Below are 12,732 nucleotides of genomic sequence, written 5' to 3'. Positions count from 1 at the left end.
GAGGATACCGTGCTGAAATATGCTCAGGCGCTGCTGGCGTCGCTTACCTTCTGTTTCTGGGCCGGGTCCGCGCTGGCGGTCGATGTGCGCGCGGCGGTGCTGCGGGTGGATTATCCCACGCTGTTGCCGGTGTCGCGCCATGATCTGCGGGCCGAGGATATCGGCTTTGCCGGGGCGGCGCTGGCGGATGAGGATAATGGCACCACGGGCAGTTTCATGGGGCATACCTATGAGACCGTGACACGGGCTGTGCCGCCCGAGGGGGCCGATGCGGCGCTTGAGGAATTGCTGGGTGACGGTATTCGCCTGATCGTGGTGCAGGCCGAAGCCGAGGATCTGTTGCGCCTGTCGGACCGTGCGGCGGAGGTGGGCGCGCTGGTGCTGAACGCGGCCGCGCCCGACACGGGCCTGCGCGATGATCAGTGCCGCGCCAACCTGCTGCATATCGCGCCGTCCGATCAGATGATGGCCGATGCGGTGGCGCAATTCGCGGTCTGGAAGAAATGGGGTGACTGGCTGCTGATCGAGGGGTCGAACCCCGCCGATATGGCGCTTGGCGCGGCGTTCCGGCGGGCGGCGGCCAAGTACGGGGCCGAGATCGTGGAAGAGCGCACGTTCGAGGATACAGGTGGCAGTCGCCGGACGGATTCGGGCCATGTTCTGGTGCAGCGGCAATTGCCGACCTTCATGCAGGGGGCCGCGGATCATGACATCGTGATCACGGCGGATGCCACCGACTATTTCGCCAATTACCTGCCCTATCACCTGTGGACGCCACGCCCGGTGATGGGGTCGGGCGGGCTGAAACCCGTCACCATGCACGGCGCGCATGAGGCCTGGGGCGCGACGCAGTTCCAGACCCGGTTCGAGGAGTTGACCCGGCGCACCGTCACCTCGGAGGATTACAACGTCTGGCTTGCGCTGCGGGTGGTGGGTGAGGCGGTGACGCGCACCGGGTCCGCCGAGCCGGAGGCGATCCGCGAGTATGCGCTGTCGGATGCGTTCGAGCTGGCCGCATTCAAGGGGCAGAAGGTGACGTTTCGCCAATGGAACGGGCAGATGCGGCAGCCGATCCTGCTATACGATGGGCGCATCACCGTGAGCGTCAGCCCGCAGGAGGGCTTTCTGCATCAACGCTCGCCGCTCGACACGATGGGGCTGGATCAGCCCGAATCTCAATGCACAGCCTTCAACTGAACGGAGACAGGTATGAAAACGCTGCTACTCTCAACGGCGCTTGTTGCGCTCAGCCTCTCGCCCGCGCTGGCCGGCAAGGCGTTCATATCGAACGAGCGGGGCAACACGATTACGGTCGTGGATACCGACACATGGGAGGTCCTGACCGAGTTCGATGGCGGCAACCGCCCGCGCGGCATCATCGTCAGCCCGGATGGCAAGAAGCTCTATGTCTGCGCGTCGGATGACAATCTGGTGCGGGTGTTCGATACCGAGACCTATGAGGAATTGCCGAGCCTGCCCTCGGGGCCCGACCCTGAACTCTTCACCATCGAGGAAAGTGGCACGCGGCTCTACATCGCGAACGAGGATGACAACCTTGTCACCGTGACCAATACCGACACGCGCGAGGTGCTGGCCGAGGTGCCGGTGGGGGTGGAACCAGAGGGGATGGGGATCAGCCCCGACGGCAAGTTCGTGGTCAACACGTCCGAGACGACGAACATGGCGCATTTCATCTCCACCGAGGATTACAAGATCAAGTATAACGTGCTGGTCGATCAGCGCCCGCGCTATGCGCAGTATACCGCCGACGGCACGCGGCTTTACGTCTCGTCGGAGATCGGCGGCACCGTCACGGTGATGGATATCGCCGAGGATGGCGCGCCGACGGTGGTCGGCAAGCTCACCTTCGAGGTGCCCAATGTGCAGCCCGAATGGCTGCAGCCGGTGGGCGTGAAGGTGACAGAAGATGGCAGCCGCGTCTTTGTCGCGCTCGGGCCTGCGAACCGGGTGGCGGTCGTGGATGGCGAGAGCCTTGAGGTGCTGGATTACATCCTGGTGGGACAGCGCGTCTGGCAGCTCGATTTCACGCCGGATCAGAAATACCTCGTGAGCACCAACGGCAATTCCAACGACATCACCGTGATCGACGTGGCCGCTGAAAAGGCGATCCGGTCGGTGGAGGTGGGACAGGCGCCCTGGGGCGTGGCGATCATCGACTGAAGACCATTGAGTGATAAAAAGGGAGACTGACAATGAAACGACTGGTAACGGCCTTTTGCCTGGCCTTTGTGGGGGCCCCCGTGGCCGCGGCACCGCTGTGCGATGATTTCGGCTTTGCCGGGCTGCTGGCCAAGTGCAACCGGGGCGAGACGATTGAGCTGACGCTCGCGTCTGGGCAGCCTCTGGGCGAGGATCAGACGCTGGAATCCGGGGCCTATTATACACTGGAAATCACCGCCGACGGGTCGGCGGAACTGGCGGTGTCCGGCCCCGATTTCTTTCGCGCGATCTGGATGAACGAGATCGTGATCAACAGCATCGAGATCCGGCCGATGGCGGTGGATTCCATCGAGTTCGACAAGGCGGGCACGGTTGAGATGTCGTTCGTCGCGATCAAGCCGGGCCGCCATGTGCTGCGCATCCCCGGCTCGACCGGCGAGAGCCAGCAAGTCACATTCAGCATTCAGTAACCAGGAGGACTTCCCATGAGAGTTTTGATGACGCTTGCCCTGTCCGGGCTCTTGGCCATGCCGGCGTTTGCCGACCACGAACACGACCATGCAGATGCCGAGACCATCACCAAGATCGAGGCGATGCTGGCTGATATGGAATGCCAGATGGACCCGGATGATATCGAGAAAAGCGACGATGGCTACGAGCTTGACGATGTGATTTGCAAGGGTGGGTCGCAGTTCGACATCGACCTGGATAACGATCTGAACGTGGTCGGGAAACGCGAGGAGTAAGCCGAGTGACGGATCGTGCCGGTCAACGCAGTGCGGGCGGCACGGTGTCCCGGCGGATGCTGCTGGCCGCGCCGATGGTTCTGGCGTGGCCGGTCTTTGCCGACGATCTGCCGGTGATCCGGGCTGCCGTGCTGAAGGTCGGCACGGTTAACTGGGAATTGCAGACCATCCTGCGCGAGGGGCTGGACCGCGAGCACGGGTTCCGGCTGGAGGTGCAGCCTTATGCCGATACCGCCGCCACGCATCTGGCGGTGCAGGGCGGGGCGGCTGATCTGGCGGTCGCAGACATGATCTGGCTGGCGCGGCAGCGGGCGGCGGGGCGCGATTACGTCTTTATCCCCTATTCGCGCGCGGTGGGCGGCGTGGTGGTGCCCGAGGACAGCACCGCGCAGACATTGGCCGATCTGCGCGGCGGCAAGATCGGGATTGCGGGCGGGCCGCTGGATAAATCATGGCTGATCCTGCGCGCCTATGCGCGGGCGGAGCACGGCATGGATCTGGAGGCCGAGACCGAACAGGTTTTTGGCGCGCCGCCGTTGATCTACAAATCCGCGCTGCGGGCGGATTATGCGGGGGCGATCAACTACTGGCATTTCCTGGCGCGGATGAAGGCGGAGGGGATGCGGGAACTGATTTCGGTGGGCACGGCGGCAGAGGCGCTGGGCCTTGATCCGGCGACGCCGCTTTTGGGCTATTACATGCGCGAGGCGTTCATGGCCGAGCATCCCGGGCTGGCGCAGGCGTTCTATGACGCGAGCCGCGCGGCCAAGGATGTTCTGGGCCGGTCGGAGGCGGCATGGCAGGCGCTGCGCCCGCTGATCGCGCCGCAATCGGAGGCGCAATTTGCGCAGTTGCGGGCCGATTGGCTGGCCGGGGTGCCGCCGCGCGGGCCGGTTGATCCTGCGGGCGCGCAGGCGATGTTCGCGCTGATGCATGAGTTGGGCGGGCGCGATCTGGTGGGCGATGCGGCGCGGCTGCCGCCGGGCCTGTTTGCAGAGATCGAATGAGCGAGACCGCGCAGAGCCGCGCGGTGCCTGCCTTGTCGCTGGCGGTGCTGCTGGGGGTCTGGGCGGTGGCCGCGCTGCTGACGCGCGATCCGCAGCTTTTGCCCGCGCCGTGGCAATTGGCGGTGCCGTTCTGGGGCGAGTTGCGGTCGGGCGATCTGCTCTATCATCTCGGCATGACGCTGTGGCGGGTGGCCTGCGCCTTTGTGCTGGCGATGTCGATCGGCGTGGCGCTCGGGCTGGTGATGGGACGCTCGGAGAGGCTCGATCGCTGGCTCGATCCGTGGCTGGTGGTGTTCCTGAACCTGCCCGCGCTGGTGCTGATCGTGCTGTGTTATCTTTGGATCGGGCTGACCGAGGTGGCGGCGATTCTGGCCGTGAGCCTGAACAAGATCCCCAATGTGGCGATTGTGCTGCGCGAGGGCGCGCGGGCGCTGAGCCCCGATCTCGATGCGATGGCGCGGGTCTATGCGATGCCGCGGGGCGCGCGGCTGCGCCATGTGGTGCTGCCGCAGCTGGCGCCGTTCATCGCGGGGGCGGCGCGGTCGGGTGTGGCGCTGATCTGGAAGATCGTGCTGGTGGTGGAATTCTTGGGCCGGTCCTCGGGCGTCGGGTTTCAGATCCACATGCATTTTCAGCTCTTCGATGTGGGGATGGTGCTGGTCTATGCGCTGTCGTTCATCGCGGTGATGCTGGCGGTGGAATGGGGCCTGTTGCAACCCTGGGAGCGGCGCGTGCGGCGCTGGCGGGCGGCATGATTGAGGTCGGGATCACGGACAAGCGGTTCGGCGCGGTGCAGGTGCTGGGGCAGGTGACGTTCACGGTTGCACCCGGTGAGGTGTTGGCGATCCTCGGGCCGTCGGGGGTGGGGAAATCGACCTTGCTGCGGATCGTGGCGGGGGTGGATGAGGACTTCACCGGCCATGTAAGCGGCCCTGCGCGCCGCGCGATGGTGTTTCAGGACCCCACATTGCTGCCGTGGCGGTCGGCGCTGGATAATCTGCGGATCGTGCATCCGGGGCTGGGCGCGGACGAGGCGCGGGCGATACTGGACAAGGTCGGGCTGGGCGACCGGGGCGCGGCGTTTCCGGGGCAGTTGTCGCTGGGGCAACAGCGCCGGTTGAGCCTTGCGCGGGCTTTTGCCGGGCGACCGGAACTGCTGATCATGGATGAGCCGTTCGTGTCGCTGGATGCCGCCACCGGAGAGGAGATGCTGGCGCTGACCGAGCGGCTGATCGCCGAGACGCGGCCTGCGACCCTGCTTGTCACCCATGCCCGCGCCGAGGCCGAGCGGCTGGCGAGCCGGATCATGCATCTGGCGGGGCAACCGGCGGCGTTGCGTGACGGGGCCGGGCCGTGAGGCGCGCGCGGGCTTGTTGCCGCGCGCCGGACGGGGCAGGGTGCGACGGAGCAGGAGAGGGACGGCATGGCAGAGCTTGAGGTGCGCGATCTGAGTTTTCGCTATGGCGCTAAACAGGCGCTGGACAAGGTGTCCTTTGCCCTGCCTGAGGCGACGTTCTGCGCGCTGCTGGGCCCTAACGGCGCGGGCAAGTCGACGCTGGTCTCGCTGTTGACGCGGCTCTTGGTGTCGTCCGAGGGGCAGGTGGTGGTGGCGGGCCACGACATGGCGCGCGCGCCGCGCCGGGCGCTGGCGCATCTGGGCGTGGTGTTTCAGCAGCCGACGCTCGATCTGAACCTGACGGTGCGGCAGAACATGCGCTATTTCGCGGCGCTGCACGGGCTGCCGCGCAAGGGGCTCGATGGGCGGATTGACGCCGCGCTTGAGCGGTTGGGCATGGCGGAGCGGGCCGGCGAAAAGGCGGCGGATCTCAATGGCGGGCACAGGCGGCGGATGGAACTGGCGCGGGCGCTGTTGCATCGGCCCCGTGTGCTGTTGCTGGATGAGCCGACCGTGGGCCTCGATGCCGCCGCGCGGGCGGCGATCGTGGGGCATGTGCATGATCTGGCGCGTGACGGGCTGTGCGTGCTTTGGACGACGCATCTGACGGACGAGGTGCGCGACGGCGATCACCTGCTGGTTTTGCATCGGGGCCGTATCCTGGCGGATGGTGTGACCCGGCACATCCGCGGAGAGATGCCGCTGTCGGATTGGTTCCTGAGCCGGACGGAGGTGGTGGCATGAGCGGGCTATGGGGCGTCGCGCGGGCGATCATGGGCCGCGAGTTCCTGCGCTTCGTGCATCAGCGCGAGCGGTTTCTGGCGGCGTTGGTGCGGCCCCTCGTGTGGCTGCTGGTCTTTGCGGCGGGGTTTCGCGCGGCGCTTGGCCTGTCGATCATCCCGCCCTATCAGACCTATATCACCTATGAGACCTATATCGTGCCGGGGCTGTGCGCGATGGTGCTGCTCTTCAACGGCATGCAAAGCTCGCTCAGCCTTGTTTATGACCGCGAGATGGGGTCGATGCGGCTGTTGCTGACGAGCCCCTATCCGCGCGGCTGGCTGCTGTTTTGTCGGCTGTTCGGGGCGACGCTGATCTCGGTGTTGCAGGTCTATGCGTTCCTCGGGATCGCGGCGTTGTTTGACATCACCATGCCTGTCTGGGGCTATGTGGCGGTGCTGCCGGGGCTTATTCTGGGGGGACTGATGCTGGGTGCGCTGGGGCTGGTGTTGTCGAGTTTCATCAAGCAGTTGGAGAATTTCGCAGGGGTGATGAATTTCGTGATCTTCCCGATGTTTTTCCTGTCCTCGGCGCTGTATCCCTTGTGGAAGATGCGCGAAAGCTCGGAGCTTTTGCACGATATCTGCGCGTTCAACCCGTTCACCCATGTGGTCGAATTGATCCGCTTCCTGCTGTACCTGCAGATGAACTGGCAGGCGCTCGCGTGGGTGGTGGGATCGACCGTTGTGCTGGGGGCGGTGGCGCTCTGGGCCTATGACCCGTCGCGTGCGCTGATGAAGCGCAAGGGGTGAGCGGTTCAGGACAGGCGGCTGCAGTGCCAGCGGCGGATACGCAGATCGGGGTGGTTTTCCATCCAGCGGGCAAGTTCGGGCTGCGCCATGCGCAGGCAGGCGGCGGGGGTCATGTCGCCGAGGATCAGCCTGTGGTCTTCGCATTGCGCCGGGGCGGCGGCCATGCAGGTGACAAAGAGCAATTGGATCATGCGGCGTCCTTTCTCGCTTGCGTCCATCCTCCCTGGGATCAGTCTAGCGCGGCGGGCCGTGATTGCACGCCCCGAGAGGTGGTTCGGCGCAAATCTGTTGCTTTTGCGCGCCGCAGGCCGGATTTTCCGGCATGAGGAGGAGCTGCGCGTGCGTCTGAGACAGACCGAATCGCTCAAGGCGAAACTGGGGATCGGCGCGGCGCTCTTGGGCGGTGTCACGCTGGTGCTGGCGGCGATCCTCTATCTGGGGATGACGCGGGTTGCGGACCGGCTGGAGGCGGCGCTGGCCACCGAGACGCGGATGGCGCGGTATTCGACACTGTCGCGCGAGGCGTCGACCTTCATCGTCATTGCGACCGAGACGGTACAGACCGAACGCCCGCCCGAGGTGCGCGCCGAGCGGCTGGAGCCGGTGTCGAAGGCGATTGCGCGGACGTTCACGCTGTTGCGGTCGGATCTGGAAAAGGCGGTGGAGGAGGCGCGTGCGTTGGGCCTTGATGCGCAATCGCGGCAGGCGACGCAATCGCTGGGCCTCGCGCGGATGGAGGCGCTGTTGCAGAACACGTTGCAGGCGCTGCGCAGTCCCGAGCGCGACCGCGACCGGCTGCGCGCCTATATCGACAGTTTCGCGAGCGGGTTCGATCCGCTGCTCAATCAGGCGGTCAATACCGAGATCATCCTGCGCAACGAGGTGCTGGCCGGAATCGAGCGCCTGCGCGCGCGGCTGAGCCGGATCGCGATTGTCACCGGTATCGTGAGCCTTGTGCTGGTGGCCGGGTTCTACCTGTTGCTGATCCGCCCGCAATTTCGCCGTCTCGACCGGCTGCGCAGGGCTGCGCGCGAGATCGGGCAGGAGAATTTCGCGGTCGCGCTGCCGGAAGGCGGGCGCGATGAGATCGGGCTGCTTTATGCCGAGACGGATCGCATGGCGCGGGCACTCTCGGAGCGGCGGGACGCGGTGCAGGCGGAGTGGGACCGGCTGAACGAGACCATCGCGCAGCGCACCGAGGAATTGCGCGCGGCCAACACGCGGCTGGAGGAGATCGACGACAATCGCCGCCGGTTCTTTGCCGATATCAGCCATGAGTTGCGCACACCGCTGACCGTGATCCTGATGGAGGCGCAGATCGGGCGGCAGGGCGGTGAGGGTGCGTCAGACGCCTTTGCCACGATCGAGACGCGGGCCGCGCGGCTCAACCGGCGGATCGACGATCTGTTGCGCGTGGCGCGGTCGGAGAACGGGCAATTGGCGCTTGATCCTGTCGCGGTGCCGCTGGAGCGGATTGCGGCGGAGGTGGTGGAGGAGGTGCAGGCGGAAATCGACACCGCCGGGCTGAGCCTTGAGGTTGCGGAGATACCGGCGGTGACTGTCATCTGCGATCCCAACTGGGCGCGGCAGGTGATTGTCGGGCTGGTGCGCAACGCGATCAGCCATGCCCGCGAGGGCGGTGCGCTGCGGCTTTCGGCGGAGGTGGATACGCAGGGTGCGGGTCTCACGCTGACGGATAATGGCCCCGGCATCGCGCCCGAGGCACAGGCGCTTGTGTTCGAGCGGTTCGAGCAGGCGGGGCGCGGGCGCGGGCAGGGATTTGGCATAGGTCTGGCGCTTGCGAAATGGGTGGTCGAGGCGCAGGGCGGGCAGATCGCGTTGCTCAGCCCGGTGCCCCGCGAGGCGGCCATCGGCGACGCACCCGGTACCAAGATATCGGTTCGCCTGCCGCGCGGATCGGGTTAGGCTCTGGCCTCATGAGCAAACAGTTGTTGATCGTCGAGGATGACCCGGAAATCACCTCGGCCCTGATGCGGGGCCTGGCGCTGCACGGTTATGAGGCCGAGGCCGAGAACCGCGCGGGCCGGGCCTTGGCACGGCTGGAGCGCGGGCGGTTTTCCTGTGCCATCGTGGATGTGATGCTGGGCACCGACAGCGGGCTTTCGCTGGTGCGCGAGGCGCGGGAGAGGGGCCTGACACTGCCGATCCTGATGCTGTCGGCGCTGTCGGATGTGGAGGACCGCGCGGCGGGGCTGGAGGCGGGGGCGGATGATTATGTGGTCAAGCCGTTTTCGTTTGACGAATTGGTGGCGCGGCTGCGGGTGCAGGAAGCGCGCGCCGATCACCGGCAGGTCGCGGCGGCGACGCTCTGCCCGCGCGAGCGGGTGCTGCGCCGGGGCGGTGATGCGGTGACGCTGACCGAGCGGGAATATGCGCTTTTGGCGCTGCTTATCGAGCATGGCGGAATGGCACAGCCGCGCCACGCGATCTTTGACGCGCTTTGGGCGGCCGAGGGATCGGCCAGCGAAAACGTGGTGGATGTCTATATCGGTTATCTGCGCCGCAAGCTGGCCGAGGGCGATTTCGGGTTCGAGATCAAGACGATACGCAGCAAAGGGTTTTGCCTGGATGGGGTTGCGCCGCGCCTGAAGACCCCTTGATGCAGACCAAAGTCTGCATATCTCTTATAAAATAAGAGTCGCCCGAGTACGAGTGATCTGGCAGTCTTGAGCTGTCAAAACGACACATAAATGAGGAGGACCCTTGTCATGGCATGGACCAAACCCACGCTCCGCGAAATCGAGTGCGGCATGGAAATCAACATGTACGGCCCGGAATTCGAAGACGACCGCGAAGTACTGTTCTGATCCAGGGCGCGCGGAATGACGATGAGTTTCCGCGCGCGCATACTTGGGGCGGCTGCCGGTGGCGGCCTGCCGCAATGGAATTGCGGCTGTCCCAACTGTAACCTCGCGCGAGCGGGGGACATCCCCGCTCAGACGCAGTCGTCACTGGCCGTGACGGCAGATGGTGCGACCTGGGCAATTCTCAATGCCTCTCCTGATATTCGAGAGCAGCTTGCGTGTGCCCCGTCTCTCCATCCTAGTGGGCTGCGCGAGCTGCCTCTTGCGTCCGTGCTTGTGACCAATGGTGACATTGATCATGTGGCGGGGCTGTTGACGCTGCGCGAGATGCAGGCGTTCACACTGTTTGCGACGCCGGGCATTCACGAGGTGCTGGACGCCAATCCGATTTTCGATGCGCTGAACCGTTCGGTCGTGGACCGGGCGGCGATTGCGCTGGACACACCCTTTGAACTGGTGCCGGGGCTGGAGGCGACGCTGTTTGCCGTGCCGGGCAAGGTGCCGCTCTATATGGAGGCGGGCGATGTGCAGACAGATCTGGTCGGTGAGCAGACCGTGGGGGTTGAGTTGCGTTCGGGTGATACCCGGGTCTATTACATTCCCGGCTGCGCGATGCTGAGCGACAGGCTGGCCGAGCGGCTGGTGGGGGCGGATGCGGTGTTTTTCGACGGCACGCTGTGGCGCGACGATGAGATGCGGCGCGCGGGCCTGGGCGAGAAGACCGGCAAGCGCATGGGCCATATGTCGATGAGCGGGGCGGATGGCTCGATCGCTGCTTTTGCCGGGCTTACCATCGGGCAGAAGGTCTTTGTGCATATGAACAACACCAACCCTGTCCTGCGCCCCGACTCGGATGAGCGCGAGGAGGCTGAGGCGGCGGGATGGATCATCGGTCAGGATGGAATGGAGATCACGGCATGACCCCGTCGAAAGAGGAGTTCGAAGCCCGGCTGCGGCAGATCGGGGCGGAGCGGTATCACGACCGGCACCCGTTTCACGGGCTGCTGCACGGTGGGGATTGCACCCCCGATCAGGTGCGCGCCTGGGTGATCAACCGGTATTATTATCAGCATTCGATCCCGATGAAGGATGCGGCCTTCATGAGCCGGGTCGAGGACCCGGATTTGCGCCGGATCTGGCGGTCGCGGATCGAGGATCACGACGGCACCGACACCAATGAGGGCGGCATTCGGCGCTGGCTGCGGCTGGCCGAGGCGGTGGGGCTCGATCCCGATTACGTGGCCTCTTGCGAGGGGGTGCTGCCTGCCACGCGCTTTGCCGTGGATGCCTATGTGCGGTTCGTGCGCGACAAGACGCTGCTGGAGGCGGTCGCGGCCTCGCTGACCGAGTTGTTTGCGCCCAAGATCCACGCGCAGCGCATTGAGGGGCTGTTGCAGAATTACGAGTTCGCGGATGACAGTTCGCTGTCCTATTTCCGCAACCGTCTGAAGGAGGCCCCGAAGGACGTGGCCTTCGGCCTGCAATGGGTGCTGGATCATGCCGATACCGCCGAGAAACAGGATGCCGCCGCCGCCGCACTGATCTTCAAGACCGATGTGCTGTGGTCGCAGCTGGATGCGCTTTACGGGGCCTATGTGGACCCCGCCCGCATTCCACCCGGCGCGTGGCAGCCCGGGGAAGGCCTGATGATGCAGAGGGCGTCATGATGAAACCTGCCGATATCCCAACCCTGCCGCGTGGTGTGAGGCTGCATTTCGACCGCGTCCGCGAGACCTGGGTGTTGCTGGCCCCCGAGCGCGCCGTGACGCTCGACATGGTGGGGCATGCGATATTGTCCGAGGTCGACGGGCGGCGCAGTTTCGGGGAAATCACGCAGATGCTGGCCGCGAAATACGATGCACCGCCCGAGCAGATTGCCGAGGATAGCGCCGGGTTTCTGTCGGCCTTGCGCGACCGGCGGTTTCTGGACGTGACGGCATGACCAAGGTGAATCCGCCCATCGCCATGCTGGCCGAGCTGACGCATCGCTGTCCGCTCTCGTGCCCCTATTGTTCGAACCCGCTGGAACTGGCCCGGCAGGAGAGCGAGGTTGATACCGCGACCTGGGTGGATGTGTTCCGGCAGGCGGCTGATCTGGGGGTGTTGCAACTGCACCTGTCGGGGGGCGAGCCGGCGTCGCGTCGCGATCTGACTGAATTGGTTGCGGGGGCGCGCGAGGCGGGGCTTTATACCAATCTCATCACATCGGGCATTGGCCTGACCGAGAGGCGGCTGCGCGAGTTGGACGAGGCGGGGCTGGATCATGTGCAGCTGTCGCTACAGGGCACCGACCCGGCCATGGCTGACGAGATCGGCGGCTATCGCGGTGGTTTTGCCCGCAAGATGCAGGTGGCCGAGTGGATCGGCGAGATCGGCTTTCCGCTGACGCTGAACGCGGTGCTGCACCGGCGCAACCTGCACCAGTTGCCGCGCGCCATCGAGATGGCCGGGGAAATGGGCGCGCGCCGGATCGAGGTGGCGACGGTGCAATTCCACGGCTGGGCGCTGGAAAACCGCGACGCGCTGATGCCAACGCGCGAGCAGGCGCGCGAGGCGACACGGCTGGTGGCCGAGGCGCGGGCGCGTCTCAAGGGGCGGTTGGTGATCGACTATGTGCCCGCCGATTATCACGAAGACCTGCCCAAGCGTTGCATGGGCGGCTGGGGCAGCAGCGGTCTGAACATCACGCCTGACGGGCAGGTTCTGCCCTGTCACGCGGCGCAGAGCATTCCGCATCTGAGCTTTGACCGGGTAACCGAGCGGCCCCTGCGGGAGATCTGGTACGAGGGCGCGGCGTTCAACGCCTATCGCGGCACCGACTGGATGCAGGAGCCGTGCAAGAGTTGCGAGCGCAAGGAAATCGACTTTGGCGGCTGCCGCTGTCAGGCGATGGCGATCCTCGGTGATCCGAATGCGACCGATCCGGTCTGCGTGAAATCGCCCCATCACGGCGTCTTGCAGGCCAGTGCCGATGCCCATGCCACGCGCGATGACGCGGCGTTGGTTTACCGGACCATGCCGCAGAAAACGAGCGTCTGAGCCGAG

General features: G+C 65.4%; 17 protein-coding genes. 16 read left to right on the top strand and 1 reads right to left on the bottom strand.

The genetic code is table 11. From position 1 onward, the window contains the following. The first annotated feature begins 9 nt into the window (after positions 1 to 9). The 9 genes from PVU19_RS11040 to PVU19_RS11000 all read left to right on the top strand — a co-directional run bounded on the left by PVU19_RS11040 (position 10) and on the right by PVU19_RS11000 (position 6,862). A complete protein-coding gene (locus PVU19_RS11040) occupies positions 10 to 1,197 on the top strand; it encodes an ABC transporter substrate-binding protein (RefSeq protein WP_235575799.1) in 1,188 nt (395 codons plus the stop codon). A 12-nt stretch (positions 1,198 to 1,209) separates the two neighbouring features. Next, positions 1,210 to 2,181 carry a PQQ-dependent catabolism-associated beta-propeller protein gene (locus PVU19_RS11035; protein WP_050662726.1) on the top strand — a complete coding sequence of 324 codons (972 nt, stop codon included), beginning with the start codon at positions 1,210 to 1,212 and terminating at the stop codon, positions 2,179 to 2,181. 32 nt (positions 2,182 to 2,213) lie between these two features. Beyond that, on the top strand, positions 2,214 to 2,651 hold the full coding sequence (locus PVU19_RS11030; RefSeq protein WP_050662725.1) for a cupredoxin domain-containing protein: 438 nt from the start codon (positions 2,214 to 2,216) through the stop codon (positions 2,649 to 2,651). Between the two features lie 15 nt (positions 2,652 to 2,666). Further along, positions 2,667 to 2,927: a PepSY domain-containing protein gene (locus PVU19_RS11025; protein ID WP_050662724.1), complete on the top strand. Its 261-nt coding sequence runs from the start codon at positions 2,667 to 2,669 to the stop codon at positions 2,925 to 2,927. A 56-nt stretch (positions 2,928 to 2,983) separates the two neighbouring features. Next, complete coding sequence (locus tag PVU19_RS11020) at positions 2,984 to 3,934, top strand: ABC transporter substrate-binding protein (RefSeq protein ID WP_050662723.1); 951 nt, start codon at positions 2,984 to 2,986, stop codon at positions 3,932 to 3,934. Then, positions 3,931 to 4,689: an ABC transporter permease gene (locus PVU19_RS11015; protein WP_050662722.1), complete on the top strand. Its 759-nt coding sequence runs from the start codon at positions 3,931 to 3,933 to the stop codon at positions 4,687 to 4,689. The genes PVU19_RS11020 and PVU19_RS11015 overlap by 4 nt, the downstream gene beginning before the upstream one ends. Further along, on the top strand, positions 4,686 to 5,291 hold the full coding sequence (locus PVU19_RS11010) for an ABC transporter ATP-binding protein (RefSeq protein ID WP_050662743.1): 606 nt from the start codon (positions 4,686 to 4,688) through the stop codon (positions 5,289 to 5,291). The genes PVU19_RS11015 and PVU19_RS11010 overlap by 4 nt, the downstream gene beginning before the upstream one ends. 66 nt (positions 5,292 to 5,357) lie before the next feature. Then, on the top strand, positions 5,358 to 6,074 hold the full coding sequence (locus PVU19_RS11005) for an ABC transporter ATP-binding protein (RefSeq protein ID WP_050662721.1): 717 nt from the start codon (positions 5,358 to 5,360) through the stop codon (positions 6,072 to 6,074). Then, positions 6,071 to 6,862, top strand: a complete 792-nt coding sequence (locus tag PVU19_RS11000; protein ID WP_050662720.1) for an ABC transporter permease — start codon at positions 6,071 to 6,073, stop codon at positions 6,860 to 6,862. The genes PVU19_RS11005 and PVU19_RS11000 overlap by 4 nt, the downstream gene beginning before the upstream one ends. Before the next feature lie 5 nt (positions 6,863 to 6,867). On the opposite strand, the gene PVU19_RS10995 is transcribed toward PVU19_RS11000, so the two are convergent. Next, positions 6,868 to 7,053 (bottom strand): hypothetical protein, encoded by a 186-nt coding sequence (locus PVU19_RS10995; RefSeq protein ID WP_050662742.1) that lies wholly within the window; start codon positions 7,051 to 7,053, stop codon positions 6,868 to 6,870. Between the two features lie 97 nt (positions 7,054 to 7,150). On the opposite strand from PVU19_RS10995, the gene PVU19_RS10990 reads away from it, so the two are divergent. The 7 genes from PVU19_RS10990 (at position 7,151) to pqqE (ending at position 12,726) form a co-directional block, all read left to right on the top strand. Continuing rightward, on the top strand, positions 7,151 to 8,788 hold the full coding sequence (locus PVU19_RS10990; protein WP_338049879.1) for a sensor histidine kinase: 1,638 nt from the start codon (positions 7,151 to 7,153) through the stop codon (positions 8,786 to 8,788). 11 nt (positions 8,789 to 8,799) lie between these two features. Next, positions 8,800 to 9,483, top strand: a complete 684-nt coding sequence (locus tag PVU19_RS10985) for a response regulator transcription factor (RefSeq protein ID WP_050662719.1) — start codon at positions 8,800 to 8,802, stop codon at positions 9,481 to 9,483. Positions 9,484 to 9,591: 108 nt separating this feature from the next. Next, on the top strand, positions 9,592 to 9,690 hold the full coding sequence (pqqA, locus tag PVU19_RS10980) for a pyrroloquinoline quinone precursor peptide PqqA (RefSeq protein WP_050662718.1): 99 nt from the start codon (positions 9,592 to 9,594) through the stop codon (positions 9,688 to 9,690). 21 nt (positions 9,691 to 9,711) lie between these two features. Further along, the gene (pqqB, locus tag PVU19_RS10975; RefSeq protein ID WP_050662717.1) at positions 9,712 to 10,608 is read left to right on the top strand and encodes a pyrroloquinoline quinone biosynthesis protein PqqB; all 897 of its coding nucleotides are present in this window, start codon (positions 9,712 to 9,714) and stop codon (positions 10,606 to 10,608) included. Next, the gene (gene pqqC, locus PVU19_RS10970) at positions 10,605 to 11,354 is read left to right on the top strand and encodes a pyrroloquinoline-quinone synthase PqqC (protein WP_050662716.1); all 750 of its coding nucleotides are present in this window, start codon (positions 10,605 to 10,607) and stop codon (positions 11,352 to 11,354) included. The genes pqqB and pqqC overlap by 4 nt, the downstream gene beginning before the upstream one ends. After that, complete coding sequence (pqqD, locus tag PVU19_RS10965) at positions 11,351 to 11,629, top strand: pyrroloquinoline quinone biosynthesis peptide chaperone PqqD (protein WP_050662715.1); 279 nt, start codon at positions 11,351 to 11,353, stop codon at positions 11,627 to 11,629. The genes pqqC and pqqD overlap by 4 nt, the downstream gene beginning before the upstream one ends. Beyond that, entirely contained in the window at positions 11,626 to 12,726 is a 1,101-nt protein-coding gene (pqqE, locus tag PVU19_RS10960) for a pyrroloquinoline quinone biosynthesis protein PqqE (RefSeq protein WP_050662714.1), read from the top strand. Before pqqD ends, pqqE begins: the two co-directional genes overlap by 4 nt. The last annotated feature ends 6 nt before the right edge of the window (positions 12,727 to 12,732 follow it).

The organism is Roseovarius tolerans (genome assembly GCF_028885395.1).
GTDB lineage: Bacteria > Pseudomonadota > Alphaproteobacteria > Rhodobacterales > Rhodobacteraceae > Roseovarius > Roseovarius tolerans.
Note: the sequence above shows the minus strand (reverse complement) of the source record. Positions and strands in the feature narration are given on the sequence as shown.